The 26,356-nt window shown below is 71.9% G+C and carries 29 protein-coding genes; 10 read left to right on the top strand and 19 right to left on the bottom strand.

The features are described from left to right. Position 1: 1 nt before the first annotated feature. Genes AB0368_RS22890 through AB0368_RS22880 form a run of 3 tightly spaced genes read right to left on the bottom strand, consistent with a single transcriptional unit; the run spans position 2 to position 1,062 of the window. Complete coding sequence (locus AB0368_RS22890) at positions 2-352, bottom strand: lycopene cyclase domain-containing protein (RefSeq protein WP_366155963.1); 351 nt, start codon at positions 350-352, stop codon at positions 2-4. Beyond that, entirely contained in the window at positions 349-681 is a 333-nt protein-coding gene (locus tag AB0368_RS22885; RefSeq protein WP_366155962.1) for a lycopene cyclase domain-containing protein, read from the bottom strand. The genes AB0368_RS22890 and AB0368_RS22885 overlap by 4 nt, the downstream gene beginning before the upstream one ends. Before the next feature lie 6 nt (positions 682-687). Then, the gene (locus tag AB0368_RS22880; protein WP_366155961.1) at positions 688-1,062 is read right to left on the bottom strand and encodes an Rv2175c family DNA-binding protein; all 375 of its coding nucleotides are present in this window, start codon (positions 1,060-1,062) and stop codon (positions 688-690) included. Between the two features lie 96 nt (positions 1,063-1,158). Between AB0368_RS22880 and AB0368_RS22875 the strand changes: the two genes are divergently transcribed. From AB0368_RS22875 to AB0368_RS22865, 3 genes are all read left to right on the top strand, one after another. Beyond that, complete coding sequence (locus AB0368_RS22875) at positions 1,159-1,947, top strand: hypothetical protein (RefSeq protein ID WP_366155960.1); 789 nt, start codon at positions 1,159-1,161, stop codon at positions 1,945-1,947. A 152-nt stretch (positions 1,948-2,099) separates the two neighbouring features. Next, complete coding sequence (gene pknB, locus AB0368_RS22870; RefSeq protein ID WP_366155959.1) at positions 2,100-4,055, top strand: Stk1 family PASTA domain-containing Ser/Thr kinase; 1,956 nt, start codon at positions 2,100-2,102, stop codon at positions 4,053-4,055. Next, positions 4,046-4,906: a deoxyribonuclease IV gene (locus AB0368_RS22865; RefSeq protein ID WP_366155958.1), complete on the top strand. Its 861-nt coding sequence runs from the start codon at positions 4,046-4,048 to the stop codon at positions 4,904-4,906. The genes pknB and AB0368_RS22865 overlap by 10 nt, the downstream gene beginning before the upstream one ends. Before the next feature lie 4 nt (positions 4,907-4,910). Here the strand turns inward: AB0368_RS22865 and AB0368_RS22860 are convergent, their stop codons facing one another. From AB0368_RS22860 to AB0368_RS22845, 4 genes are all read right to left on the bottom strand, one after another. Then, positions 4,911-5,300: a DUF3224 domain-containing protein gene (locus tag AB0368_RS22860; RefSeq protein ID WP_366155957.1), complete on the bottom strand. Its 390-nt coding sequence runs from the start codon at positions 5,298-5,300 to the stop codon at positions 4,911-4,913. Positions 5,301-5,363: 63 nt separating this feature from the next. After that, positions 5,364-6,389, bottom strand: a complete 1,026-nt coding sequence (locus tag AB0368_RS22855; RefSeq protein ID WP_366155956.1) for a GntG family PLP-dependent aldolase — start codon at positions 6,387-6,389, stop codon at positions 5,364-5,366. Next, the gene (locus AB0368_RS22850) at positions 6,382-7,788 is read right to left on the bottom strand and encodes a class II 3-deoxy-7-phosphoheptulonate synthase (RefSeq protein ID WP_366155955.1); all 1,407 of its coding nucleotides are present in this window, start codon (positions 7,786-7,788) and stop codon (positions 6,382-6,384) included. Before AB0368_RS22850 ends, AB0368_RS22855 begins: the two co-directional genes overlap by 8 nt. Before the next feature lie 84 nt (positions 7,789-7,872). Beyond that, a complete protein-coding gene (locus tag AB0368_RS22845) occupies positions 7,873-9,351 on the bottom strand; it encodes a glycosyl hydrolase family 18 protein (RefSeq protein ID WP_366155954.1) in 1,479 nt (492 codons plus the stop codon). A 170-nt stretch (positions 9,352-9,521) separates the two neighbouring features. Here AB0368_RS22845 and AB0368_RS22840 point away from each other — a divergent pair, with 170 nt between their 5' ends. Both AB0368_RS22840 and AB0368_RS22835 read left to right on the top strand, forming a co-directional pair. Beyond that, positions 9,522-10,037 carry a glutathione peroxidase gene (locus AB0368_RS22840; RefSeq protein ID WP_366155953.1) on the top strand — a complete coding sequence of 172 codons (516 nt, stop codon included), beginning with the start codon at positions 9,522-9,524 and terminating at the stop codon, positions 10,035-10,037. Positions 10,038-10,044: 7 nt separating this feature from the next. Then, complete coding sequence (locus AB0368_RS22835; protein WP_366155952.1) at positions 10,045-10,722, top strand: DUF429 domain-containing protein; 678 nt, start codon at positions 10,045-10,047, stop codon at positions 10,720-10,722. Here AB0368_RS22835 and proC read toward each other — a convergent pair. From proC to AB0368_RS22815, 4 genes are all read right to left on the bottom strand, one after another. Next, positions 10,719-11,525 (bottom strand): pyrroline-5-carboxylate reductase, encoded by an 807-nt coding sequence (proC, locus tag AB0368_RS22830; RefSeq protein WP_366155951.1) that lies wholly within the window; start codon positions 11,523-11,525, stop codon positions 10,719-10,721. The genes AB0368_RS22835 and proC overlap by 4 nt on opposite strands. Positions 11,526-11,588: 63 nt before the next feature. Further along, positions 11,589-12,617: a 6-phosphofructokinase gene (locus tag AB0368_RS22825; protein WP_366155950.1), complete on the bottom strand. Its 1,029-nt coding sequence runs from the start codon at positions 12,615-12,617 to the stop codon at positions 11,589-11,591. Positions 12,618-12,755: 138 nt separating this feature from the next. Next, complete coding sequence (locus AB0368_RS22820; protein ID WP_366155949.1) at positions 12,756-13,256, bottom strand: pyridoxamine 5'-phosphate oxidase family protein; 501 nt, start codon at positions 13,254-13,256, stop codon at positions 12,756-12,758. A 66-nt stretch (positions 13,257-13,322) separates the two neighbouring features. Next, the gene (locus AB0368_RS22815) at positions 13,323-14,015 is read right to left on the bottom strand and encodes a Crp/Fnr family transcriptional regulator (RefSeq protein ID WP_015620001.1); all 693 of its coding nucleotides are present in this window, start codon (positions 14,013-14,015) and stop codon (positions 13,323-13,325) included. Between the two features lie 301 nt (positions 14,016-14,316). Here AB0368_RS22815 and AB0368_RS22810 point away from each other — a divergent pair, with 301 nt between their 5' ends. The 3 genes from AB0368_RS22810 to AB0368_RS22800 are packed head-to-tail and all read left to right on the top strand — an operon-like array spanning position 14,317 to position 15,954. Beyond that, positions 14,317-15,198, top strand: a complete 882-nt coding sequence (locus tag AB0368_RS22810; RefSeq protein WP_366155948.1) for a phosphotransferase — start codon at positions 14,317-14,319, stop codon at positions 15,196-15,198. 16 nt (positions 15,199-15,214) lie between these two features. Further along, positions 15,215-15,721, top strand: a complete 507-nt coding sequence (locus AB0368_RS22805; RefSeq protein ID WP_366155947.1) for a polyadenylate-specific 3'-exoribonuclease AS — start codon at positions 15,215-15,217, stop codon at positions 15,719-15,721. A gap of 5 nt (positions 15,722-15,726) precedes the next feature. Further along, complete coding sequence (locus tag AB0368_RS22800; protein ID WP_366155946.1) at positions 15,727-15,954, top strand: PLD nuclease N-terminal domain-containing protein; 228 nt, start codon at positions 15,727-15,729, stop codon at positions 15,952-15,954. A 17-nt stretch (positions 15,955-15,971) separates the two neighbouring features. Here the strand turns inward: AB0368_RS22800 and AB0368_RS22795 are convergent, their stop codons facing one another. Further along, positions 15,972-16,373 carry a ChaB family protein gene (locus AB0368_RS22795; RefSeq protein ID WP_366155945.1) on the bottom strand — a complete coding sequence of 134 codons (402 nt, stop codon included), beginning with the start codon at positions 16,371-16,373 and terminating at the stop codon, positions 15,972-15,974. A 28-nt stretch (positions 16,374-16,401) separates the two neighbouring features. After that, positions 16,402-17,121 carry a lysophospholipid acyltransferase family protein gene (locus AB0368_RS22790; protein WP_366155944.1) on the bottom strand — a complete coding sequence of 240 codons (720 nt, stop codon included), beginning with the start codon at positions 17,119-17,121 and terminating at the stop codon, positions 16,402-16,404. Positions 17,122-17,270: 149 nt separating this feature from the next. On the opposite strand from AB0368_RS22790, the gene AB0368_RS22785 reads away from it, so the two are divergent. Both AB0368_RS22785 and AB0368_RS22780 read left to right on the top strand, forming a co-directional pair. Further along, positions 17,271-18,110 (top strand): DUF308 domain-containing protein, encoded by an 840-nt coding sequence (locus tag AB0368_RS22785; RefSeq protein ID WP_366155943.1) that lies wholly within the window; start codon positions 17,271-17,273, stop codon positions 18,108-18,110. A gap of 68 nt (positions 18,111-18,178) precedes the next feature. Continuing rightward, on the top strand, positions 18,179-19,633 hold the full coding sequence (locus AB0368_RS22780) for a trehalose-6-phosphate synthase (protein WP_366155942.1): 1,455 nt from the start codon (positions 18,179-18,181) through the stop codon (positions 19,631-19,633). On the opposite strand, the gene AB0368_RS22775 is transcribed toward AB0368_RS22780, so the two are convergent. Genes AB0368_RS22775 through AB0368_RS22750 form a run of 6 tightly spaced genes read right to left on the bottom strand, consistent with a single transcriptional unit; the run spans position 19,622 to position 25,933 of the window. Further along, positions 19,622-20,290: a response regulator transcription factor gene (locus AB0368_RS22775; protein ID WP_366155941.1), complete on the bottom strand. Its 669-nt coding sequence runs from the start codon at positions 20,288-20,290 to the stop codon at positions 19,622-19,624. The two genes, AB0368_RS22780 and AB0368_RS22775, sit on opposite strands and share 12 nt — an antisense overlap. Before the next feature lie 42 nt (positions 20,291-20,332). Next, a complete protein-coding gene (locus AB0368_RS22770; protein ID WP_366155940.1) occupies positions 20,333-22,078 on the bottom strand; it encodes a glycosyltransferase 87 family protein in 1,746 nt (581 codons plus the stop codon). A gap of 45 nt (positions 22,079-22,123) precedes the next feature. After that, positions 22,124-22,900 (bottom strand): alpha/beta fold hydrolase, encoded by a 777-nt coding sequence (locus tag AB0368_RS22765; RefSeq protein ID WP_366155939.1) that lies wholly within the window; start codon positions 22,898-22,900, stop codon positions 22,124-22,126. Further along, positions 22,897-24,243 carry an NAD(P)-binding domain-containing protein gene (locus tag AB0368_RS22760; RefSeq protein ID WP_366155938.1) on the bottom strand — a complete coding sequence of 449 codons (1,347 nt, stop codon included), beginning with the start codon at positions 24,241-24,243 and terminating at the stop codon, positions 22,897-22,899. The genes AB0368_RS22765 and AB0368_RS22760 overlap by 4 nt, the downstream gene beginning before the upstream one ends. Before the next feature lie 39 nt (positions 24,244-24,282). Next, positions 24,283-24,972 carry an endonuclease/exonuclease/phosphatase family protein gene (locus AB0368_RS22755; RefSeq protein ID WP_366155937.1) on the bottom strand — a complete coding sequence of 230 codons (690 nt, stop codon included), beginning with the start codon at positions 24,970-24,972 and terminating at the stop codon, positions 24,283-24,285. A 10-nt stretch (positions 24,973-24,982) separates the two neighbouring features. After that, the gene (locus AB0368_RS22750; RefSeq protein ID WP_366155936.1) at positions 24,983-25,933 is read right to left on the bottom strand and encodes an ROK family glucokinase; all 951 of its coding nucleotides are present in this window, start codon (positions 25,931-25,933) and stop codon (positions 24,983-24,985) included. Between the last annotated feature and the right edge of the window lie 423 nt (positions 25,934-26,356).

Below are 26,356 nucleotides of genomic sequence, written 5' to 3'. Positions count from 1 at the left end.
GTCACTCGCGCAGGCGGCGCAGCAGCGCGCTGCCTTCCCCCGCCCGCGGTTCCCGCTGCACGCCGCGCCGGCCCAGCCAGACCCAGACGGACAGCGTCAGCAGCACCATCGCGAAGCCGAACAGCAGGTCCTCGACCGGCGCGTACGCGATCCGCCACCCGACGATCGCGGCCGGGTCGTAGACCACGATGTCCCGCCCCGTCAGGATGCCGTTGGACAACAGCTGGAAGACGATGACGATCGGGTACGTCGCCCAGAGGACCACCCGCCGGACGAGCCGCGTACGCAGCACGAACAGGTCGGCAGCGACCGCGGCGGCCACGCCGAGCAGGGCCGCCGCCGTGTAGGTCACTCGTCACCGTCCCCGGCCGGCCGGCCGAGCACCGCCCGCACGGCCTCGAACCCGAGCACCGCGCAGACCGGTACGACGACGAAGAACAGCACCTCGTCCAGGGGCAGCCCGCCGGGGAACAGGACCCCGGTGGTCTGCTCCGGGTCGAACGTCCAGTGCCCGGCCGCGATCGCCGCGAGGTCCCAGAGCACGAAGACGACCACGACGGGCAGGAGCGTCAGCAGCAGGCGCCGCCACCGGCGCAGGACGTTGACCTTGAGCACCGGTTCCAGCCACAGCGCGCACACCAGGCAGCCGGCGAGGACGCCGAGGTAGGCCAGGTGGCGCATCCGGAGTCAGAAGCCGAGCGCCTGGGCGCGCCGCTTGACCTCGCGCGCACGGTCGCCGCCGAGCGCCGCCGCGCCCGAGCCGCCGAGGGTCTCGTCGGGCTCGTAGAGCCACCCGAGGGCCTCTTCGTCGTTGTACCCAGCGTCGTGGAGCAGCGTGAGGATGCCGGGGAGGTGCTTGAGCACGGTGCTGTTGGCCACCAGCTCGGCGGGCACCACCCGGATGCCGTCGCGCCTGACGGCCAGCAGCTCGCCGTCGCGGATCATCTGGTGCACCTTGGTGATCTTCACACCGAGCCGGTCCGCCACGTCGGGCAGGTTGATCCACTCGGCCGGGCCGGTCGGCTGGTCGGCCGCCGGGCCCACGGTTACGGGTTCGGTCACCCGACCAGCGTGCCACGCCGGGCTTCCACCCCACCACGCGGAACCCCCTGACGGAGCCGGGACCGGCCCGGTCCGACGAGAGCGGAGATTGACCCGATGACCCTGTGGCGGACAACCCGCAACGAGGTGGCCGGCGCGTGGCGATCGCTGCGCTACGACCTGGGCCGGCGCGAGGGGGAACCCGGAGCGGCACAGGCCGGCACCGCACCCGCCGTCCCCGACGTGACCGCCACCGGATTCAGTACCTTCGGCGGGGCCGGGATCACCGACGGGCTGCGGACGGCGTACGGGGTGGACCAGGCCCGTCACCCCCGTCGCCTGGTCGCCGTCACGGCGTTCGGCGTGCTTGCGGTCGCCGGGGCCACGGGCAGCTACTTCGCCGTCGTGAACGGGCTCGGTGCGCTGCTGAGCGACCCGGGCGGCGCCGAGCCGTACCCGCTGGCCGCCGCGGCGCCCGGCGGTGCGCACGGCGACCTTTCGCACGAGGGTCTCGGCCAGGGCTCGGCGCCGGACACCGTGACCGCACCGCAGCCCACCGGCGGCACGATCCGGGTGCTGCCCAATCCGGTGGCCACCACGGCACGGCCACCCGTGACGCGGATCGCCCCGCTGCTGCCGCACCGCAGCACGGTGGGCGGCGCCGACCCGGCGACCGGGCCCACCGACTGTGACTGCCTGACCCCGCCCGTGCCGACGCCGACCGCGGCGCCGTCCACGCCGAACGACCCGTCGCCCACCCCCTCGCCCAGCGCGTCCACCGACGACTCGGCCGAGCCGGAGCCGAGCGACGACCCCACGTCGCCCGCGTCCGAGGGTTCCAGCGGCGGCGGCAGCGGCGACACCGGTGGGAGGACGGAACGGGCGCGCCACACTGGCGGGCGCTGATCCGATTTGTCAACATATAGCGCCCGCGGTGCCCGGCTCCGCGGGCCGATTTCTGCCTTATGCGCAGGTCAGCACGTCGCGCAGTACCCGTTAGGTCTCAGGTGAGACATCCTGGTCCGCCTTTCCCGGAAGGGCACATACACTTCACGCCGATGGACACGACTGTCGCCGACACGTTGATCGGCACGACGATTGACGGGCGCTACCGGATCACCGGGCGCGTCGCCCGTGGTGGGATGGCGACCGTCTACACCGCCGTGGACGACCGACTCGAGCGTACGGTCGCATTGAAGATCATCCACCCGTCGCAGGCCACGAACGTCCATTTCGTCGACCGGTTCACCGACGAGGCCAAGACGATCGCCCGGCTCACGCATCCCAACGTCGTGGCCGTCTACGACCAGGGCCGCCACCAGGGCCTGCCCTACCTCGTCATGGAGTACGTCCAGGGCCGCACCCTGCGCGACCTGCTGATCCAGCGCCGCCGGCTCAACCCGGTGGAGGCGCTGGCCATCCTCGAGCAGATGCTCGCCGCGATCGCCGCCGCGCACCGCGCCGGACTGGTCCACCGCGACGTGAAGCCCGAGAACGTGCTCGTCGCCGAGGCGCCCAGCGGCGGCATCGCCAACCTCGTCGACAGCGTCGTCAAGGTGGCCGACTTCGGGCTGGCGCGCGCCGTCGAGGCCAGCAGCACGGACGACTCGGGCCAGCTGATGGCCACGGTGGCGTACGTCGCACCCGAGCTCGTCACCGACGGGCACGCCGACGCCCGCACCGACGTCTACTCGGCGGGCATCGTGCTCTTCGAGATGCTCACCGGCCGCGTGCCGTACGACGGCGGCGAGCCCGTCGAGGTGGCCTGGCAGCACGTGGACAACGATGTACCGGCCCCGTCCAGCATCGTCAAGGGCCTGCCCACGGTCCTGGACGACCTCGTCGCGCGGGCCACCCGCCGCGACCCGGGCGCCCGCCCCACCGACGCCGGCGCGCTGCTCGCCGAGGTCCAGGTGGTCCGCGACGACCTCGGCGCCGCGAACGTGGAGACCGCGCTGCTGCGCCAGGTGGCCGCGCGCCCGCCGGCCGGGGACGCCACGGCGCTGGTGCCGGCCCTCACCTCCGTCTTCCCGACCACCGGCGACCGCCCCACCTGGGCGCGGCTGCCGGAGCAGAACCCGCGCGGCCAGCGCCGCCGCGGCGCCCCTCCGCCGTTCCCGGACGGCCCGGCCGGCCGCTTCGGCGACCGCCGCCGCATCTTCATCATCGCCGCCGTCTCCCTCATGGTGCTCACCGTCGTCTTCAGCACCTGGTGGGTGACCGCGGGGCGCTACACGGACGCGCCGCAGCTGGTGAACATGACCCGCGGCCAGGCCGAGGAGGAGGCCAAGACCAAGGGCTTCTCGCTCGGCTTCGACGACGGCCGCTACGACGAGAACATCCCCAAGGACGTGGTGCTGGCGCAGGATCCGCCGGCCCGGGAGCGGCTCGTCAAGGGCGGCCTGCTGACCCTCACCCTGTCCCTGGGCCCGGAGCGCTACCCGGTGCCGGACGTGGTCGGCATGGAGAAGGCCGCCGCCAAGGGCGAGATCGAGGGCACGAAGCTCAAGTTCAAGGAAGGCGACGGCAAGTACAGCGACGATGTGCCGCAGGGCGTGGTGATCTCCGTCAACCCCCACGTCGGCGACCAGCTCAAGCCGGGTGCCACGGTCACCGTCGTGATCAGCAAGGGCAAGGCCCCGATCACCGTGCCGGACGTCAAGGGCAAGAACATCAACGACGCCCGCAACCAGCTCCAGGGGCTCGGCCTGGTGGTCGTGGAGCAGTACAAGGACAGCGACCAGCCCGCCGACACGGTCATCGGCCAGTCCCCCGGTCCGGAGACCGGCGCGGAGAAGGACGACGAGATCAAGCTCGACGTCAGCAAGGGTCCGCCGCAGGTGACGGTGCCCGACCTGACCAACCAGCCGTGCCAGCAGGCGGCGCAGACCCTGCAGGGCATGAACCTTCGGGTACGGATCAACTTCAACCCCAACGGGCTCGTCCGCCAGCAGAACCCGGGGCCCAACACGCCTGTGGCACCGCAGACGGAGGTCGTGCTCAATTGTCTGTGAGCCGTCGGATCGGGTCCCACACCAAGACGTCGGGCGGGCTGGCCAAGGCGGCCCTCCCATACGCCGACGCGGCGGGCTCCGAGGCGGTCCAGGTCTACGTGTCCAACTCGCGGGGCTGGGCGCTGCCGCCGGGCGACCCGAAGCAGGACACGCTCTTCCGCGACGGGTGCGGCGAGCGCGGGCTTCCCGCGTACATTCATGCCTCGTTGCTGGTGAATCTCGGCTCCCCCACCGAGCTGACGGTGTCACGCTCGGTGGAGACCCTGGAGCACGCCATGCGCCGGGGCGCGGCCATCGGGGCGACGGCGGTGGTCTACCACGCCGGGAGCTCGGTCGACCCCGCCCACGACGACAAGGCCATGCACCAGCTCCGGGAGGCGCTGCTGCCGCTGCTCGACGTGGCGGCCGCGCAGGGCCTGCCGAAGCTGCTCGTGGAGCCCAGCGCGGGCGGCGGGCGCAGCCTCGCGTCGAAGGTGCAGGACCTGGGCCCGTACCTGGAGGCGGTGGAGCACCACCCGTGGCTGGGCGTCTGCTTCGACACCTGCCACGCCTGGGCCGCCGGGCACGACCTGGCCCGCCCGGGCGGCATGACGGAGACCCTGGACGCGCTGGTGGCGACGGTGGGCCGGGATCGCCTGATGCTGATCCACGCGAACGACTCGAAGGACGACTGCGGCTCCACCCGCGACCGCCACGAGACGATCGGCGCGGGCCGCATCGGCGCGGCGGCGTTCGCGGAGCTGCTGGCGCATCCGGCGACGGACGGCATCCCGGTGATCGTGGAGACCCCGACGAAGGAGCACGAGGGCCACGCCGCCGACATCGCCCTGTTGAAGGGCCTGCGCGGCTGACGGGTCAGTGCACCTCGAGGTCGTAGTCGAAGGTGTAGCGGTGCTCCTCGGAGCTGTTGTCGATCTGGAACGTCCCGACCAGGCCGGTGAGCTCGTCCGTACCGGAATCGGGCACCACCTGGACGATGAGCGTCGCCGCGCCGCGGTCCAGCAGCCCGTAGTGCTGCAACACGAAGCTGCCGCTGCGCCCGTGCAGCGTGCCGGTGATGCGGTCGATCGCCACGTAGCCCGCCGAGCCGTCGATCGGGGTGCCGACCGAGAGCATCTCCGCGCGGCCCGTACCGGTCAGATCGCCCTCGATGGTCTTCAGCACCTGCATCCGGCTCAGCACGTCGTCGTCGATCGGCAGCGGCTCGAAGACGGCGACGAAGGTGCCGGTGGCGCGGCGGGTCATCGGAACTCCTCAGCGGTTCGGGACTGCCTCGGACTCGATGTAACCAGACGGCGGGCCCTCGGCTCAGACGGCGCGCAGAAGATCGGACAACACCTCTGCGGCCCGGTCGATGCCGTCGTCGTCGACGTCGAGGTGGGTGATCATCCGGGCCGTCCGGGGCAGCATCGCCACGATGTGGACGCCGTGCTCGGCCGCCCGCGCCACCAGCGTGGGCGCGTCCAGGGGCGCCTTGGCCAGGTCGAGCAGCACGACGTTGGTGCGCACCGCGGCCGGCTCCACCACCCCGAACGGCTCCAGGGCCTCGGCGAGGCGGCGGGCCCGGGCGTGGTCGTCGGCGAGCCGCTCGACGTGATGGTCGAGGGCGTACCGGCCGGCCGCGGCGAGGATGCCCGCCTGGCGCATGCCGCCGCCCATCCGCTTGCGGATGCCCCGGGCCCGGGCGATCCGCTCCGCGGAGCCCACGACCAGCGATCCGACCGGCGCGCCGAGACCTTTGGACAGACAGACCGACAGCGTGTCGAAGAGCTGCCCGTACGTGAACAGCGGCACCCCCTCCGCCACGTGCGCATGCCAGATGCGGGCGCCGTCGCAGTGCAGAGCCACCCCGGCCGTGACGGCGACCTCGCGCAGGCGGTGCAGCGTCGCCAGCGGGACGATGCCACCGCCGCCGAGGTTGTGCGTCTGCTCGACCGCGACCGCCCGGGTCGGCAGCGACGGGTAGCCCGCCGGCCGGATCATCGCCGCGATCGCCTCGGCGTCCAGGGCAGCCCCGACCGAGGGCCAGGTACGGGTGGAGATGCCCCCCAGCGCAGCGGCGGCACCCAGCTCGTACGTGACGACGTGCGCATCCGCCCCCGCCAGCAGCTCCTCCCCGGGCGGGACGAGCAGCTGGAGCGCGATCTGGTTGGCCATCGTGCCGGACGGGGCGAACAGTGCCGCCTCGTGCCCGAACAGGGCCGCGACGTGCGCCTCGAGCGCGTTGACCGTGGGGTCGTCGCCGAAGACGTCGTCGCCGACCTCGGCCGTGGCCATCGCCTCGCGCATCGCCGCTGTCGGCCGGGTGACCGTGTCCGACCGGAGGTCAGCCACGGAGCATCTCCGCCACCAGGAACGCGAGTTCGAGGCTCTGCTGGGTGTTGAGCCGCGGGTCGCACGCGGTCTCGTAGCGGTCCGGCAGGTCGAGGTCCTCGATGCCCTGCGCGCCGCCGAGGCACTCGGTCACGTCCTCGCCGGTCAGCTCGACGTGGATGCCGCCCGGGTGGGTACGCAGGCCGCGGTGGACCTCGAAGTAGCCGAGGACCTCGTCGACGATCCGGTCGAAGTGGCGGGTCTTGTAGCCGTTCGACGACTCGTGGGTGTTGCCGTGCATCGGGTCGCACTGCCACACGACCTTGGCGCCGGCGGCGGTCACCTTCTCGACGATCGGCGGGAGCGCGTCGCGGACCTTGCCGTTGCCCATCCGGCTGATCAGGGTGAGCCGGCCGGGTTCGTTCTCCGGGTTGAGCTTCTCGCAGAGCTCGATGGCCGTCTCCGGCGACGTGCCGGGGCCCAGCTTGACGCCGATCGGGTTGGCGATGCGGCTGACGAATTCGATGTGCGCGTGGTCCAGCTGGCGGGTGCGCTCGCCGATCCACAGGAAGTGGCCGGAGAGCCCGTACGCCCGGCCGTCCGAGACGCGGGTGAGCGCACGGTCGTATTCGAGCGCCAGCGCCTCGTGCGAGCAGTACAGGCTGACCGTGCGCAGCGCCTCGTCGTCGGTCATGCCGCAGGCGCGGATGAAGTCGAGGGCGCGGTCGATCTCCCGGGCGATCGCCTCGTAGCGCTCGCCGGCGGGCGAGGCCCGGACGAAGTCCTTGTTCCAGTCGTGCAGACCCGCAAGATCAGCAAGGCCCCCCGCAAGGTACGCCCGCAGCATGTTCATCGCCGCGGCGCTGTTCGCGTACGCCCGGATCATGCGCTGCGGATCGGCGACCCGGGCGGCCTCGTCGGCCTCCAGCGAGTTGATCAGGTCGCCGCGGTACGCCGGCAGCCCCAGCGAGTCCGTCGCCGCGGACCGGGGCTTGGTGTACTGCCCGGCCACCCGCGCCACCTTGACGACCGGCATCGAGGCGCCGTACGTCAGCACGACCGCCATCTGCAGCAGGGTGCGCGCGTTGGCGAGCAGGTGACTCTCGGTGTTGTCGGCGAAGGTCTCGGCGCAGTCGCCGCCCTGGAGCAGAAAAGCCCGGCCCTCGCACACGTCGGCGAGCTTGTGCCGCAGCTGGTCGACCTCGTAGGGCGCGACGATCGACGGCACGTTCTCGAGGACCTGGCAGACCTTGCCGACCTCGTCCGGGTCGGCCCACGGCGGCATCTGCACCCGCGGGAGCTCGCGCCAGCGGTCCAGGCCCAGCGCCGAGTCCTCGGCGGAGTCGGTGGACGGACGGGAGGTCTGCAGGGCGGTCGCACCGACCCCGGGATGACTGAGCTGATGCCACTCTCGGCGCATGTCAGGAAGCCTAACCAGGGACGGCGAAGGGGCGCCGGGAGGATCCCCGGCGCCCCACTTGCTAGGACTGGATCAGCTTCAGATTCAGCCGAGACCGTTCTTGATCGCCGTGATGAGCTCGCCGTTGCTGGTGTCGCCGGAGAACTCCCAGAAGAAGGCGCCGCCGAGACCCTGCTGCTTGGCGTACGTCATCTTGCCGCCGATGGTGGCCGGGGTGTCGTAGCCCCACCAGTTGCTGCCGCACTTGGCGTACGCCGTGCCGCCGACGGTGCCGGTGGACGGGCAGGTGTTCTTGAGGACCTTGTAGTCCTCGATGCCGGCCTCGTAGGTGCCGGGCGCCGCGCCGGTCGCCGTGCCACCGGGAGCGCTCTGCGTGACGCCGGTCCAGCCGCGGCCGTAGAAGCCGATGCCGAGCAGCATCTTGCTGGCAGGGACGCCCTTGCTCTTGAGCTTCTGGATCGCCGCATCGGACCAGAACCCCTGGGTCGGGATGCCCGTGTACGAGGTCAGCGGCGAGTGCGGGGCGGTCGGGCCCTGCGGGCTGAAGGCGCCGTAGTAGTCGTAGGTCATCGGGAAGACCAGGTTGAGCTTCGCGATGCCGGAGGCGTAGTCGGCCACGTCCAGCTTGCCGCCGTTGGAGCCGTCGGCCGAGATCGCCGAGGTGACGAGGAAGTTGCTGCCGAACTTGGTGCGCAGCGCCGAGATGACGTTGTTGTACGAGGCGGGTCCGCTGGCGTCACAGCTGAGGCCGCAGGCGTTCGGGTACTCCCAGTCGATGTCGATGCCGTCGAAGACGTCCGCCCAGCGGGAGTCCTTGATCAGGTTGTAGCAGGAGTTCGCGAAGCCGGCCGGGTTGGCCGCGGCCTGGGTGAAGCCGCCGGACCAGGTCCAGCCGCCGAACGACCAGATCACCTTGATGTTCGGGTACGCCTTCTTGAGCTTGCGCAGCTGGTTGAACGAGCCGCGCAGCGCGCCGTTGTCCCAGGTGTCCGCGACGCCGTCGACGCTCTCCGCGGCGGTGTACGCGCGGTCGTAGTCGGCGTACGAGTCACCGATCGAGCACTGGCCGCCGGTGGTGTTGCCGAACGCGTACAGGATGTGGGTCAGCTTCGAGGCCGAGCCGCTCGTCACGATGTTCTTGACGTGGTAGTTGCGGCCGTAGACGCCCCACTCGGCGAAGTACCCGACGACGTTCTTGCCGCCACCGCCCGGGGGCTGGGTCGGCGGGGTGGTCGGCGGAGTCGTGGGGGGCGTGTCCGGAGGAGTCACAGGAGGAGTCGTCGGAGGCGTGGTGGGGTCCGTTCCCCCGCCGCTGCAGGTGCCGTTGTCGATCCAGACGTCCCACTGGCCGCTGTGCGTGGCCGGCGACTCGTTCTGGGTCCACCACTTGGCCGTGTAGTTGTGACCGCTCTGTGAAGCGGAGTTGTCCTTGACGTAAACAGCAGAGGAGCTCCAAGCGGGAGCACAGGCGGCGGCAGCGGACGCCTGGACCATGGGGATCGCGGCGGAGGCCATCGCCACGATCGCCCCGGCCCACAGGGCGCGGCGGAGGGATTTCTTCACTGCGTCTCCTCAGAACAGTTAGGAAACTTTCCAAAGGGAAGTTGAAGAGACGGTAGTCACATCTATGAACTTCAGTCAAGAAGGTCACCCCGGTTTAACAGACCTCTTAACTTTTCCGGAGCGAGCGCCACAGCGTGCACTCGTACAGGCACTACGCGTAGTCTGCCGTCATGACCATCTTCGACGTCGACATCGACGCACTCCAGGGCGGACCCGCTGATCTACGGCAATACCGCGGCAACGTCGTCCTGGTGGTCAACGTCGCCTCCAAGTGCGGTTTCACCCCGCAGTACGCCGGCCTCGAGGAGCTCCACCGCAGGTACGGCGACCGGGGCCTGGTCGTGCTCGGCGTGCCGTGCAACCAGTTCGGCGAGCAGGAGCCCGGTACCGCCGGGGACATCGAACAGTTCTGCCAGGTCAACTACGGGGTGACGTTCCCGCTGACGGCGAAGGTGGACGTCAACGGCCCCGGCCGGCACCCGCTCTACCGCGAGCTCGTCGGCGCCGGCGAAGACATCGAGTGGAACTTCGAGAAGTTCGTCGTCGGTCCCGACGGCGCCGTCGAGGCCCGCTTCGAACCCGGCACTGAACCGGCGGACGAACGCCTGACCGCCGCCATCGAGAAGCGTTTGCCCCATCCAACCACCCCGCCACCGCCCACGACCGGACTGAAGACGGTCCACTGAACCGCCGATGAGCCTCCATGTGATCGGCGTCGACGCGTACGCGCTCGGCTGGGTGGGCGTCGAGCTGCGCGACGGCCACTTCGGCCGGGCCATGCTCGCGTCCACGCTCTACGAGATCGTCGCCGGCAGCTCCGGCTCCGCCGTCATCGGCGTCGACATCCCGCTCGGCATGCTGCCGGACCGCTGGCGCGCCGCCGACACCGTCGCCGCGGACCACCTCGGCCCGCGGCGCAGCAGCGTCTTCCGGGTGCCGCCGCGCGCGGTCTGGCAGGAGTCGGACTTCGCGGCGGCCAACCGGCTCTGCCGCGAGCTCACCGGCGCCGGTCTCAGCCGCCAGTCGTGGGCTCTGCGCCCGAAGCTGCTCGAGGCGAACGCCATCTGGGAACGCCATCCCGGCCTGCTCTTCGAGGCCCACCCCGAGGTGTCGTTCCGGGAGATGGCCGGCGAGCCCCTCGCGTACGCGAAGAAGACCTGGACCGGTCAGGCCCGGCGCCGGGAACTGCTGGCCCGGCACGGCATCGTCCTGCCCGACCAGCTCGGACCTGCGGGCCAGGCACCCCCGGACGACATCCTCGACGCGGCCGCCGTCGCCTGGAGCGCCCACCGCATGGCTACGGGCGCCGCGCTGAGCCACCCCAGCCCGCCCGAGGAGAACAACGGCGCCCGCATCGCCATCTGGTACTAGGAGCTCTGCTCCGCGATCTCCCGCGCCCGATCACGGGCCGCTTCGAGGGCGGCCAGCAGGGCGGCCCGGACCCCGTGGTTCTCGAGCTCGCGGATCGCGGAGATCGTGGTGCCCGCCGGGGACGTCACCGCCTCCCGCAGCTTGACCGGGTGCTCCCCGGAGTCGCGCAGCATGACCGCCGAGCCGATCGCCGTCTGCACGATCAGCTCGTGGGCGACCTGCCGGGGCAGCCCGAGCAGGATCCCGGCGTCGATCATCGCCTCGACCAGCAGGTAGAAGTACGCCGGCCCGGAACCGGACAGGGCGGTGACCGCGTCCTGCTGCGACTCCGGGACCCGGATGGTGGCGCCGAGCGGCTTGAACATCTCCTCCGCGACCGCCAGGTGCTCCCCGCTCGCGTGCGGTCCCGCCGAGATCGCCGTCATCGCCTGGTCCACCAGGGCCGGCGTGTTCGTCATGACCCGGACCACCGGCGTGCCCTCCGGCAGGCGGGCGGCGAAGAAGCCGGTCGGCAGGCCGGCGCAGAGCGAGATGATGAGCTTGTCGGCCGGGATCTTGGGGCCGATCTCGGCGAGCAGGGCGTCGGCGTCCTGCGGCTTGACGGCGATCGCCAGCACGTCCGCCTCGGCCACCGCGGTCGCGTTGTCGACCACCCGGATGCCGTAGCGCTCGCGCAGCTCGTCGCCCCGCGTGGAGCGGCGGGTGGTGACCAGCAGCCTTCCCGCCGGCCAGCCCGCGCGGAGCAGACCGGACAGCACGAGCTCACCGATCTTGCCGGCACCCAGCACCGCGACGACAGTCATACGTCCTCCCAACGACGAAGAAGGGGCGGGCGTCCGACGCCCGCCCCTTCACCGAACCACGACTCAGCTGCCGAAGAAGACTTCGGCCTCGTCGTACCGCGAGATCGGCACGGTCTTCAGCTCACCGGTGCCGTCGATCAGCGGCACCCGGACGATGTCGGTGCCGCGCAGCGCCATCATCTTGCCGAAGTCGCCCTCGTGCACCGCGTCGATGGCCTGGAGGCCGAAGCGGGTCGCGAGGACGCGGTCGAACGCGCTCGGGGTGCCACCGCGCTGGATGTGACCGAGGACGACCGTACGGGCCTCCTTGCCGGTCTTCTCCTCGAGCTGCTGGGCGAGCCACTGGCCGATGCCGCCGAGGCGGACGTGGCCGAACGAGTCGAGCTCCTGGTTGTGCAGGACCATCTGACCCTCGAGCGGCTGCGCGCCCTCGGCGACGACCACGATGGGTGCATACTCGACCTGGAAGCGCTTGGTCACGTACGTGGCGACCTGCTCCACGTCGAAGTTGCGCTCCGGCAGCAGGATGACGTTGGCGCCACCGGCGAGGCCGGCGTGCAGCGCGATCCAGCCGGCGTGCCGGCCCATGACCTCGACCACCAGGGTGCGGTGGTGCGACTCGGCCGTGGTGTGCAGCCGGTCGATGGCCTCCATCGCGATGTTGACCGCGGTGTCGAAGCCGAACGTGAAGTCGGTCGCGTTGAGGTCGTTGTCGATGGTCTTCGGCACGCCGACGACCTTCACGCCGAGGTCGGTGAGCTTGGTGGCGACGCCGAGGGTGTCCTCGCCGCCGATCGCCACGAGCGCGTCGACGCCCTGCTCGGCCAGGTTGGCCTTGATCTTCTCGACGCCGCCGTCGATCTTGAACGGGTTGGTACGGGAGGAGCCCAGGATGGTGCCGCCGCGGGGCAGGATGCCGCGGACCTCGGCGATGCCGAGCGGCTTCGTCAGGCCCTCGAGCGGGCCCTTCCAGCCGTCCCGGAAGCCGACGAACTCGTGACCGTAGACGGCGACGCCCTTGCGCACCACCGCCCGGATCACGGCGTTGAGACCGGGGCAGTCGCCGCCGCCGGTGAGCACGCCGATACGCATGATTGCTCGTCCTCCCTTATCGGGTTGCGAGATTGCCCGGCACCCTGGGAACTCCGTCGTCCGGCGTCACTGCCGGGTCCGGGGGCGGGCCGCATGCGCACTGTAGTCGCCGCGGCCACCCCGGACCAAAACGCCCCGCTACAAACGGACGGTTTCGTTCTCGCCCGCGTCCGGCGTCCGGCCGGTCACCGCCGCCTTGGCGTAGCCGAGCAGCGTGACCACCCGCGAACTGTGCGCGGCCTCCCAGTACTCGGCGGTCTCGGCGTGAACCTTGACCAGGGTCAGGTTCGGCGTCTCCAGACCGTCCGGGAACCAGGCCTTGAGCATCGGGTTCCACAGCTGCTCGGCCTTGGCGCGGTCGTCGGTCTGCGCCGCGGAACCGGACACCGAGGTCCAGGCGTGCTGCTTGGCATCGCTGAACGAGACGTTCACCTGCGGGTTGGCCCGGATCTGCGCGACCAGGTCGGAGTCCGCGTACGCGAAGAACCAGAGGTCGCCGTCGAACTCGACCTCCTGCAGGGCCATCGGGCGGCTGACGTGCCGCCCCTGCGCGGTCATCGTGGTGAGCATCCCGATCCGCGCGTGCTTCACGAGCTCCTTCAGCTTCTCGCGCTTCTCCTGCTCGGTGTGTTCCGTCATGACACGCTCCCTTCGTCCGGTATCCCCGGAGACTTCCCGGGGCCCCACCGGCGAAACGAACGGGTCCTACCTTTCGGCCATCCCGGCCCGGCGGCGCAGCGCGGAGACGTCCGTGACCACGATCCGCCGTCCTTCGGTACGCAGCCAGCCGCGCGTCGCGAACGAGCCGATGGCCTGGTTGACGCTCTGCCGCGAGCCGCCGGCCATCTCCGCCAGCTGGCTCTGGTTCAGCTCGATGGTGATCATCGGCGCCTGACTGTCCCCCGCCAGGCGGACCAGCGTCTTGGCCACCCGGCCCGGCAGGTCGAGGAAGACGTGATCGGCGTTCTGCTCGGTGAGCCGCCTGATCAGGCCGCCGACCGAGCGCATCACCGCGTCGAGAATTCGCGGATTGGAATGCACCAGGTCCATGAACGCGACCCGGGACAACGCCAGGGCCTGGCTGTCCTCGATCGCCTCCGCGCTGGCCGACCGGGTGGACGCGTCCAGCAGCGAGACCTCGCCGAGGACGTCCGGCGGCCGTACCACCGTCAGGACCGCCCGCTCGCCGGTGGGCGCGGTGCGGAACACCGCGATCGCGCCGCGGCGCAGCACGATGAGAGAGTCACCCGGGTCGTGCTCGACGAAGAGGATCTGTCCCTTGCGGTAGGTACGGGGCACCGCTGCCGCGATCACCCTCTGCCGCACGTCGGGCTCCAGCCCGGCGAACATCTCCACGCCCGTGAGCGCGTCACCCGGCTCCGGCAGCCGATGATCCACGGTCAGTCCTTCCCCCGGTCGGGACCACACCGGCACCCCTGTCCGACGTCGGCCCCTGGACGCGAACGATCACTCTTAGCATGAAGAGCACCATCAACGCCATTTGATACCTCGAGCGCCTGCGTTTCGATCATTTCGCGTATGTCGCTGGCTGTACACCCCCCAATCGCCGACGGTTACGATGCATCGTCTAATGCCGCCGCAACCAAGGTCGCACTGCGCCCGCCGGAGCGAAGCGGAGGCCATGTTATCGCCCTCTGTGTCCGTCGGCGTCACGTTGTGTGTCGGGATAATCGCGGCCGTGCCGGACCATGACCTTCTTCGATCGACGCTGCGTGAGCAGTGGCATCTTGTGCCTGCCGAGATTTCGGCGCTGCCCGGGGGGCTGCTGTCGCACGGGTGGGACGTGACGGCCGGGGGCGAGCGGTTTGTCGCGCGGCTTGCCGAGCCGGATGCGCGGCAGCCCGTCGAGGCCGGGCTGGCGGCGGCGGAGCATCTGCGGAGTACCGGCATCGAGGCGGGTGAGCCGGTTCGCACGCTGGGCGGGGGGCTCACCGCCGAGACGCCGTGCGGTGCCATGGCCGTGCTGCGCCGGGCGCCGGGGCGGATCCTCGACGGGCGGGACCCGATCGACCAGCAGTTCTGGGGTGATCGGCTGGGTGCCGTGCACCGCACCCTCCAGACGTTCCATCATCCGGGGTTGCGCCGCTGGAACCTGCTCGACCCGGACGGCCCGCACCTGGAGGTCGAGGCGTGGCTGCGGACGGCGGTCGTCGGGGCGATCACCGCCATGACCCGGCTCACCGTCACCGACCGGCTCACGTACGGCGTCCTGCACGGCGACCCGGCCCCGGAGATCTTCCTGGTCGACCCGGCCACCGGTCGCGCGGGGCTGCTCGACTGCGGGGCGAGCGGCACCGGCCCGCTGCTCTACGACGTCGCGGCCGCGGTGGTGTACGCGGGCGGCCCGGAGACCGCGGCGGAGCTGCTGGACGGGTATCTCGCGGCTGGTCCGGTGGAGGAGGGCGAGCTGCACGCCGCCCTGCCGGTGCTGCTGCGCTTCCGGTGGGCCGTCCAGGCGGACTGGGCGGCCCGGCGGCTCGTGACCGGCGAGGGTGACGGCAACCGGGAGGCCCTGCGGCGAGCACAGGCGGCCCTGATGACGGCGGCCGACCCGGAGTAGGCGAGGATGGGCGGCGATGGTTTACCGCTATTTCTACGACTGTGAATTCATCGAGGACGGCCGCACGGTCGACCTCGTGTCCATCGGCGTCGTCGACGAGTTCGGCCGCGAGTTCTACGCGGTCTCGACCCAGTTCGACGACACCCGGGCCGTGCCCTGGGTACGCCGCAACGTGCTGGACAAGCTGCCGTCCCCGGCGGATCCGGCGTGGCGGTCCCGCGAGCGCATCCGCGACGACCTGCACGCGTTCCTGGTCGAGCCGCTGCAGGGCCGCGACGAGCAGATGGAGCTCTGGGCCTGGTACGCGGCGTACGACCACGTCGCGCTCGCCCAGCTGTGGGGTGCGATGCCGGCCCTGCCCCGCGAGATCCCCCGGTTCACCAAGGATCTGCGGCAGCGCTGGGACGACCTGGGCCGGCCGGCACTCCCGACCGCCCAGGGCCGCCACGACGCCCTGGTGGACGCGAAGCACAACCTCGCCCGCTGGAACGCCATGGAAGTGCAGGGCCGCCCGGTAGGGTGACCGACGTGGCGAACCAGCACTGGAGTGACCTGCCGCGCTGGCAGAAGGCCGGCGCGCTGATCATCGGCCCGGCGGAGATCGTCCTCACCACGATGGCCGCGATCGACCTGATCCGGCGCCCGTCCGGGCAGGTCCGCGGTCCCAAGGCGCTGTGGTGGGCGGGCATCTTCGTGCAGCCGCTGGGCCCGATCGCCTACCTCAAGTGGGGCCGCTCGGCCGGACCGAAGGCCTGACCGAGCCGGCCGCGGGACTACTTCTTCGCGCTCGCCTTACGGGTGCTCTTGGCGTTCGCCTTCTGGATGGCGTCGACCAGTTCCGGCTTCTTCATCTTCGACCGGCCGCTGATGTCGAGCTTCTTCGCGATCCCGAGCAGATGCTCCTTGCTGGCGTTCGCGTCGACCCCGCCCTTGGTGGCGGCCTTGGTGTCCCGGCCACCGGCGGCCTTCTTGTCGCTGGGGCCCTTCTTCGCCTTGGGCTCCCAGTGATCGCCGACCTTCTCGAACGAGTGCTTGACGGCGGCCAGTGCCGTGCGGTGCGCCCGTTCGCCCTCGCCGTACTCCTCGACCGCACTGTCGTGGGCCTTGAGGTACGTGTTCTGCGCCTTCTTCGGCGACCGCTTCAGCGTGCCGGGCAGGTCCTTGCGTGCCGGCATGGCGAACCTCCTCACGTCCGCGTCCCGATCACCGTGCCCGGTCCTTCACGGGCTCAAACGCCGGGGTCGGCGCGACGACGGCGGTCTTGAGGGTGGCGGCGTAGACGTCGACGTACTCGCGGCCGGTGAGGGTCATGAGCTCGTACATGATCTCGTCGGTCACCACGCGCTCGACGAAGCGGTCGCCGACGCTGCGGGCGTACCGGGAGAAGTCGAGGGGTTCGCCGAAGCGCAGGCGGACCCGCTTGATCGTGGGGATTAGCTTGCCCGTGGGCTGGATCTCGTCGGTGTTGAGCAAGGCGACCGGGACGACCGGGGCGCCGCTCTCCAAGGCCAGCCGGGCCACGCCGGTCTTGCCGCGGTAGAGCCGGCCGTCCGGTGAGCGGGTGCCCTCGGGGTAGATGCCGGCGATGTTGCCCGACCGCAGCACCCGCAGCTGGGTGTCGAGGGCCGCGCGGGCCGCCTTGCCGCCCGATCGGTCGACCGGGATGGTCCCGGTGCCGACGAAGAACTGCCGCATCAGCCAGCCTTTGATCCCCTTACCCGTGAAGTACTCCGCTTTGGCGACGAATGTCACCTTCCGCTTCACGATCAGGGGTGTGAAGATCGAGTCCGAGAACGAGAGGTGATTGCAGGCGAGGATCACCGGGCCCGTCGCGGGGACATGGTGCAATCCCTCCACATCGGGGCGGAAGAGGCATTTCAGGACGGGTCCGAGAACCACGTACTTCAGCAGCCAGTAGAACACCGATGTCCTTTCCCGTGCGGCCGGGCCCGTGGGGTAGGGAAAGCGTACGAAGCGGGAGCGGCACGCCACAACGCACTCCCGCAAGCGGTGCCTGGCGTGTCACCATTCAAGGCACGCGCGCGAGCAGCGCGGGGCGAGGAGTGTGCAGGGTGACTGCGGGAGGCGCCCGTCGCGGGCGGCGGGACAACGGGCTCGACGCGGCCGACTACGCGGCCGCGGGCGACGTGGATCCGCGTGTCGGTGAGCACCTGCTCGACGTCCTGGCGGCCGGCGGCATCGCGGCGTATCTGCAGCCCTCGGCGGACCTCAACCCGATCCTGCGGGCCACCACGTTCCCGGCCCGTCCCACCGACCGGCTCTACGTCGACCGCACCCACCTCGCCATCGCCCGCGAGCACCTGCACAAGCTGACCGGCGGCACCGGCCCGTTCCCGCCGGCGTCGCGCCCGGAGGAGCACCCGGACGGCGACCAGGGCGACGTCGACGCCGAGTGGGCGAAGATCGTCGCGGGCTTCCACACCGCCGTCGACCCGACCGCGCCGCCGTGGCCCGCCGCCGAGGGCATCGACCCCACCCGCGCGCCGGAGCCGCCCAAGCCCGGGCCGCAGCCCGGCGACAAGCTGACGTCCGCCACCGACCTGACCGGCATCCAGCTCAACCGGCGCCGCACCGACCGCGTCGACGAGCCGTCGATGCTGGACGGCCTGGACACCTTCGGGGCCGGGTTCGACGACGACGAGGACGACGACGAGCGCTACGTGCCGCCGCCCCCGCCGCCGCTGCCACACATCTCCAAGTACGCGATCGCCGGCGTCCTCGGCGTGGTACTCGGCTTCGTGCTTTTCCTGTTCCCGTGGCTGCTGCCGATCGAGCGCACCTTCGTCACGCTGATCGGCTTCACGGCCATCGTGGGCGGCGCGGTGACGCTGGTGTGGCGGCTGCGCTCCGGCGATGACGACGACGAGTTCGATGACGGCGCGGTCGTCTGACTGCCCCAAACCCGGACATAGACTCCCGGCATTGTTTCGCTCGGTAGTCATCCACTAACGTCTCGTGGATGCGCCAGAGCTCGCTCGTGGTCGTCGCCAACCGCCTCCCCCTGGATGACAACGCCGCACCGGACGGGGCCTGCGAATGGCGACGCAGCCCCGGCGGCCTCGCCAGCGCCCTGCACGCCATCCTCCAGAAGACCCCGGCCACCTGGGTCGGCTGGGGCGGCGGGGTGGGCCCGGCCCCGAGCCTGCCCGACATCGGAAGCCTGCGGCTGCGGCCGGTGGCGCTGTCCGAGCGGGAGATGCGCGGCTACTACGAGGGCTTCGCCAACTCGACGCTCTGGCCGCTCTACCACGACGCCGTCGAGCAGCCCGTCTTCGACCGCGGCTGGTGGGAGACCTACCGGGCCGTGAACCGCCGCTTCGCCGAGGCCGCGGCCGAGGTCGTCGAGCCCGGCGGCGCGATCTGGGTCCAGGACTACCACCTCCAGCTCGTCCCCGGCCTGCTGCGCGAGCTGCGGCCGGACGTGCTGATCGGCTTCTTCCTGCACGTGCCGTTCCCGCCGCCGGAGCTGTTCATGCAGCTCCCCCGCCGCATCGAGCTGCTGCGCGGCATGCTCGGCGCGGACCTCGTCGGCTTCCAGCGCCCGCAGGCCGCCCACAACGTGGCGCAGCTCGCGGTCAAGATGCTCGGCGCGGAGGTCACGGCCAACGACCAGATCACCGTCGACGGCCGTACGGTGCGCACCGGCGCGTTCCCGGTCTCGATCGACGTCGCCGAGATGCAGGCGCTGGCCGCCCGCCCGGACGTCCGCCACCACGCCCAGCAGCTGCGGGCCGACCTCGGCCGGCCCCGGCGGGTGCTGCTCAGCGTCGACCGGCTCGACTACACCAAGGGCATCGAGCACCGGCTGACGGCGTACGACGAGCTGCTGCGCGACGGCCGGGTGAAGGTCCGCGACACGGTGATGGTGCAGGTGGCGGTGCCGAGCCGGGAGCGGGTGGACAGCTACCGCGTGCTGCGCGACCGAATCGAGGGCGAGGTCGGGCGGATCAACGGCGAGTACGGCCGGGTCGGCGAGACCGCCATCCACTACCTCAACCAGCCGTTCGACCGCGCCGACCTGGCCGCGCTCTACCAGACCGCGGACGTGATGGTGGTGACACCGCTGCGCGACGGCATGAACCTGGTCGCCAAGGAGTACGTGGCCGCCCGCGCGGACGCCTCCGGCGCGCTGGTGCTCAGCGAGTTCGCCGGCGCCGCGGCCGAGTTCGAGGACGCCTTCCTGGTGAACCCGCACGACGTCGACGGGCTCAAGGAGACGCTGCTGCAGGCGATGGAGGCCGACCCGGCGGACCTGGCCCGGCGGATGGCGGCCATGCGCGCCCACCTGAGCAGCCACGACATCATCGCGTGGGCGCGGGCGTACCTGACCGCGCTGGACGGCACCGGCCGCGTCGCCGCCGGGCTGGGCCGCTCGGCGCGGGCGCGCGGGCGGGCCGCCGGGCTACGCCGCTGAGCCGCCGATCCGGTAGCCGGCCCGGGGCACGGTCTGCACGATCGACGGCGCGCCGAGCTTGCGGCGCAGGTTCATCACCGTGACCCGAACGACGTTGCTGAACGGGTCGGTGTGCTCGTCCCACACCTGCTCGAGCAGGTCCTCGGTGGTGACGGCCTGCCCCTGGCCCCGCATCAGCGCGTGCAGCACGCCGAACTCCTTGACGGTCAGGTTCAGCGGGCGGCCGTCGCGGGTCGCCGTACGCGCCGCCACGTCGACCACCACGCCGTCGCGTTCCAGCACCGGCGGCAGCGCGGGGGCTGTCCGCCGGGCCAGCACCTGCACCCGCGCCAGCAGCTCGGCGAAGGCGAACGGCTTGGTCAGGTAGTCCTCGGCGCCCAGCCCCAGCCCCTCGACCCGGTCGTAGATCCCGCACGCGGCGGTGAGCAGCAGCACCCGGGTGCCGACGTTCTCCCGGACCACCCAGCGGCACACGTCGTCGCCCGTACGTCCGGGCATGTCCCGGTCGAGGACCGCCACGTCGTAGCGGTTGACGCTGAGCCGCTCCTGGGCGGCGTCCCCGTCGTAACAGACGTCGACCGCCATGGCCGCCCGCCGCAACCCGACCGCGATCGTGTCCGCGAGCAGGCGTTCGTCATCGGCTACCAGGATCCGCACGCCGTCACTATCGGATCCGGGGCATAAAACCGAAGTAAAGGATCACGGCGTCCAGACCCACACGTCCTGATCCTGGCGGGCCGGCCCGAAGATCTGCTCGACCAGGGCCCGCAGCGGCTCGTGGGCGGCGTCGGCGCGCAGCACCAGGACGTCACCGTGCCAGCGGCTGACCTCGGCGCGGATCGCTTCCTGGTCCGCGACGGTCACCAGCGGGGCGGTGCCGGCCTTGGTGGTCTCGCTGACGAGCCGGCTGAGCGTGCTGCCGTAGGCCGGGCCCATCCGGCCGACACCCTCCGCGCTCGGGCCGAGGAAGTAGCCCTCCGGCATCGCGAACTCGTTGCGGGCCGCGGCGCCCCAGCTCAGCGCGTCGCGCCCGCGCGATGAGTCCGGCAGCGGCACGGGGATGAGTGTGTGCCCAGGCGCCACGTACGGGCGCCAGGCGCCCGAGGTGATGAACGCCGGCGGCGGCGCGTCCGGGATGGCGGGCACCGGTGTGGGCACGAGCGGCAGCAGCGCCGCCGCGATCAGCAACCGCCCGGCCGGCCACGGGAGCCGGTCCCAGCCGAGCGCGAGCAGCACCACGATCGCGCCGATCACCACGAACGTCAGCCGGCTGGGCATCAGCAGGCCGAGCACCGGCAACCCCTCGGGCATCGCGGCCAGCGGGCCCGGGGTGTCCGTGACCAGGCCGCCGAGGCGCAGCACCGGCCCGAGCGAGAGCACCGCGCCGGCGACCGCGGTCACGGCCGCCACCCGCGCGGCCACCGACCGCCGCCACAGCATGACGGCGAGCAGCACCGCGACCAGCGTCAGCGGCCAGCCCCAGTAGCTGTTCTGCTCGCTGCGCCCGACCGTCGCCTCGGACGCCGGGGTGCCCGCGATCGTGTCCCGGGCGAACGTCAGGTACGCGAGCGGGTCCTCACCCCAGTCGGTGAAGTACGGCATGCTCGAGAACGACTGCGGCCCGTGGAACTGGAACCAGATCGGGTACGCGCACAGCACCCCCGCCACGACCGCCGTGAGCCCGAGCGCCCGAAGGAACGCGCCCGCCCGCCGCCGCGCCTCGGCGGGTCGCATCGCCGCGTGCACCAGCGTCAGGATCAGGCCGCCAACGGCCGTGATGAGCAGCAGCTCCTCGTTGATGAAGAGCTGGTAGGTGACGAGCGCGCCCAGGATCAGCCCGTCCCGCCGCCAGCGGCCGTCCACGCCGAGCCGGGCGATCCGCGCGACGATCAGCGGCAGCGCGAAGTTGGAGACGAAGTTCGGCTGGCCGTTCGCGTGGTGGATGATGCCCGGCGCGAAGCCCGCGAAGGCGCCCGCGGCGAACGCCGCCACCCGGGAGCGGACCAGGTACCGCTGCAGCACCCAGTACGCGCTGAACGCCGTACCGGCGCAGGCGCCGACCATCCAGATCAGATAGGCGACCCGCGGCCCGAGCAGCATCGTCACCGGCGCCATCGGCAACGTCACGCCCAGCACCGAGGTGTTGGCGATCATGTTCACGCCTTCGGGGGCGTTCTGCTGCGACGAGAACAGCGGGTTCGACAAGTGGCGCACCGAGTACGCCCCGTGCGACAGCAGCCACTGGAACCACGTGTTGTCGCCGGCCAGATGGCCCGAGATCCGCCCACCGGGATCGGCCAGGTACCCGCCCATGACCAGCAGACCCAGTCCGATGTAGACGCCCGCCGCCGCGAGATGCGGCCGGGCGCGGCGCCATCGCGACGGGGCCGGGACCGCAACCGGTGCAGCCGGCTGCGCCGGGGCGAGGGTGAGCGAGTTGACCATGGGCGCCGACCGTACGGGCGCCCAGGTAAGCCTGAGGTAAAGGTTCTAAACAGCTAGCTGCTTGACGAGCCAGTCGAGGATCGCGTCCATGGGCTCCTGCCATCCGCCGTCGAGCATCAGGTCGTGTCCCATGCCGGGGAACAGCAGCGGCGCACCCCCGTAACGGGCCGCCGCGCGGTCCAGCGCCTTGCGGGTGACGACCCGGTCGTCGGGGGTGCCCACCACGAGCGTCGGCGGGGTGCCCACCGGGCCGGCCGGCTGGGGCGCGGTCAGCAGCGACCGGTAGACCGCGGACGGTGCCCGCACCAGCCGCTCGACGTATCCGTCCGCCGCCGGGAGGTCGGCGCTGAACAGCTGCGTGCGGCTCAGCCTCAGCCCGCCGCCGAAGAACGCCGGGAGGGTGCCGCGCGGGTTGGCGCGCAGCGCGGCACCGAGCGCCGCCCAGCCGTGCAGCACCGGTGCCACCAGCACCGCGGCGCGGGCCGGGTAGCGCGCCATCGCGTGCGCGACGACGAGCGCGCCGACGCCGTGGCCGACGAGCACGGACTGCCGGGGCAACCCCGCCGCCACCTGCACCACGTCGTGCACGTACGCGCGCAGCGACCCCTGCTTCCGGGGGTTGAGGGCGTACGCGGCGAACCCGCGCGAGGCGACGTGGCCGAGCCAGTGCTCCCGGAACGCCCAGGCGCCGTGGCCCAGGCCCGGCACGAAGAGGACCGGCGGCTGCCCGTCGTCGGGGTGCGGGAGGGCGCTGAGCACCTCCCGGCGTACCGGGGGAACCGGGTCGGTCCAGTCCTCGAACCGCACCACCCGCGACCTCATGGGGTGGGCTCCATCTGCTTCAGGAGATCCTCCAGGGCGCGCAGGTAATGGGTGTGGCTGACCTCGAACCAGTGCCGCGACGACGGGACGACCCGCAGGCGCGTCCAGGAGCGCAGCGGCCGCGTCGACTCCTTCTGCTGCACCGCCACCGCGCGGTCCGGATCGCCGGCGCGCAGCCGCAGCCACCGGGCGACGGCCACGCTCTGCCAGTGGGCGAGCGGGAACAGGCCCCCGTCGGCCTGCACCAGCCCCACCACCGCCAGCGTCGGGTGCCGCCGGGCGAACGCGTGCAGGTGCAGGTCGGGCTTGCCGTCCTCGTCGGCCTCGAGCAGCTCCGGCGCGAGGAACTCGAACCGCGGCAGGTAGCCGGTGGCCGTGACGACCAGGTCGGGCTCGGCGCGGCGGCCGTCGGCGAACTCCACCGTGGAGCCCTCGAGCCGGACGACGTCCGGGACCGGCGTGATCCGCCCGTGGCCCACGTAGTAGGCCAGCTGGCTGTTGACCACCGGGTGGCTCTCGTACGGGCGGTGGTCGGGCGCGGGCATGCCGAACCGGGTCACATCGCCGACGGTGAGGCGCACCGTGCGGTGGTAGAGCCACTGGCGCAGGCGCAACGGCAGGCGCAGCCGCAGCAGGGTGGCGTTGACCTGGTCGGCGGGGCGGCCGAAGACGTACTTGGGGGCGTACCAGTAGCCGCGGCGGGTCGAGTGCCACACCGTGGTGGCCTGCTGCGCCGCCTCGACCGCGATGTCGCAGCCCGTGTTGCCGCCGCCGATCACCAGCACCTTACGGCCGCGCAGCTGCGCCGGATCCTTGTACGCCGACGCATGCAGCACCCGCCCCCGGAACGCGGACGTGTCCACCGAGAGCGGCTTGGGAGACCAGTTGTGCCCGTTGGCGACCACGACCGCCGCGTAGCGCTGGACCCGTTCGGCGCCGCCGCCGGTGCTGCGCGTCGAGACGTCCCAGCGGCCGTCGCCGACCGGGGTCACCGCGACCACCTCGGTGCCGAACCAGATGCTGTCGCCCAGGCCGAAGTGCTCCGCGTACCGCTCGAGGTACGCCAGGAGCTGGGTGTGGTGCGGGTAGTCGGGCCAGTCGTCCGGCATCGGGAAGTCGGGGAACTCGGTCAGCGGCCTGGACGAGATCAGGTGGGTGCTCGCGTAGACCGGGCTGCGGTCGTGGCGCCAGTTCCAGGCCCCGCCGACGGACGTCTCCCGCTCGTAGCAGTCGACGGAGAAGCCCTGCTCGCGCAGGTTCTTGACCGCCGCCAGGCCGCTGCCGCCGGCGCCGATCACGCAGACCGCGTCGTGCCGGTCGGCGATGTCAGGGGTGTCGGGCACCGGGGAATCCTCGCAGAACGCGGGCCGCCGCCGGAAGGGTCAGACGGCGGGCAGCATCAGGTCCGCCAGTACGGGCAGGTGGTCGCTCGCCCGGCGGGCCGCCTCGGTCTCCACCACCTCGTACCCGGCGACCTCGACGTCCGGCGAGACGAACAGCGCGTCGAGGCGTAGCCGCGGCAGGGTCGCCGGGAACGTCAGCGCCGCGCCGCCGCCGTGGGAGGCGGTGTCGATCAGGCCGTCGGCGACCGTACGCCACGCTCCCCCGCCCGGCCCCTCGTTCAGGTCGCCGCCCGCGACCAGCGGGCCCTCCACCGAGGACAGCGCATCCTTCCAGAGCGCCGCCTGGTCGGGGCGTTCCGCCGGATCGGTGGCGAGGTGCGAGCCGGAGACGGTGAACTGGCCGCCGGGCACCGAACACCGCGCGAAGGCCGCGCCACGCAGGTGGCGGCCGGGGGTGAGCGGATAGCGCAGGCACCACGTGTCGTGCACGCGCACCCGGAGGCTGACCAGCAGCAGGTTGCCCAGCGACGGCATGCCGCCGGCGGCGACCACCATGCCGAAGTCGTCGGCGAGGGACGCACACTTCTGCCGCCACCGGAACCGCCGCGGCGCCTCCTGCACGATGACGACGTCCGGGGCGAGCTCACGAACCAGGCCGATCAGGGCCGACCGGTCGTCACGCAGCCCGTGCACGTTGTAGCTCAGCACCCGAAGCCGGACCCCGGACACGTCCTCCCCCTCAGATCCGGCGGGCCAGGTCGGCCGCGCCGAGCACCCCGGCGGTGTTGCCGGTCTCCGCGGCTCTGATCTCCGCGACCGGGAAGCGGCCGCGCTGGGCCAGCTGGTCGCGGTAGGTCCGCTCGGTCGGCCCCATCAGCAGGTCGCCCGCGTCGATGACACCGCCGCCGACCACCAGCACCTGCGGGTCGAAGGCCTGGGCCAGGTCGGCCATCGCGACCCCCAGCCAGTACCCGATCTGCGCGAACGCGTCGCGGGCCACACCGTCGCCGGCCTGCGCCGCCTCGGTGATCATCCGGCCGCTGACCCGCTCCGGGTCCCCGCCGGCCAGCTCCAGCAGCTGCCGGGCCCGGTCCGGCTCCTGCCGCGCGCCCGCGCGGGCGAAGCGGACCAGCGCGTTGCCGCTGGCGTACTGCTCGAGGCAGCCGAGCCGCCCGCAGCCGCAGGGGTGGCCGCCGTTGACCGACTGGATGTGGCCTAGCTCGCCGGCGATGCCGTTGGCGCCCCGCCAGAGCGCGCCGTTGAGGACGATGCCGCCACCGATGCCGGTCCCCACGGTGATCATCACCATCGAGTCGTCGGCCTGCCGGGCGGCGCCGAAGCGGAACTCGGCCCAGGCGGCGACGTTGGCGTCGTTCTCCAGCACGGTCGGCAGCCCGACCGCCTTGGCCACGTAGTCGCGCACCGGCTCGTCGCGCCAGGCCAGGTTGGGCGCGAAGAGCACCGTCGCGCCGGCGGCGTCGATCCACGCGGCCGCGCCGATGCCGACCGCCTTCGCCTCGGGGTACTGGGTCGCCAGCTCGCAGGCGACCGCGACGATGGTGTCGCGGGTGCCGGCCGGATCGTCCGCCGGGGTCTCGCGCCGCGTCTGCGCGATCACGGCACCCTGGTCGTCCACCACCCCGCCGGCCACCTTCGTGCCGCCGACGTCGACTCCGATGGTCAGCGTCACGCTGCCCGTCCCCTCTGTTGTGTCACACCACGTCGCCGGGGGCGTCGTCGCCCGGCCGGTTGCCGTGGTCCTCGGCCGCAGCCGGTGTCCCTCGTGCCGACACATCATGATCTACGCTGCCGGATCCCACCACGCCGGTTTTGCGCGGCGAATCCTCCTTTGCGTAGTTCGCCACGGCCGCGGCCCAGGGATCCGCGTCCCGGCGGCGGGTGTGCTTTGCCACATCCGAATCCGATTCTTCGGAACGCGGATGAGGGCTGCCGATTACCCCGTCCGATTCTTCGGTACGCGGGTCGGCGCCCCCAGACGCAGCGGCGGGCCGGCGGCCTCCCGTGGACGCGGCCTCCGCGGCGGCGCACGCTTCGGGACGCGCTCCCGCTTCGTGCCCGGCACCGGCCGGGCTGCGGGTCGCGGCTCCCCAGG

The sequence above is a fragment of the Actinoplanes sp. NPDC051475 genome, from assembly GCF_040689425.1.
In the GTDB taxonomy this organism is placed as follows: Bacteria; Actinomycetota; Actinomycetes; order Mycobacteriales; family Micromonosporaceae; genus Actinoplanes.
The sequence above is the reverse complement of the archived record's forward strand: the minus strand, read 5'-3'. Positions and strand labels throughout refer to the sequence as shown.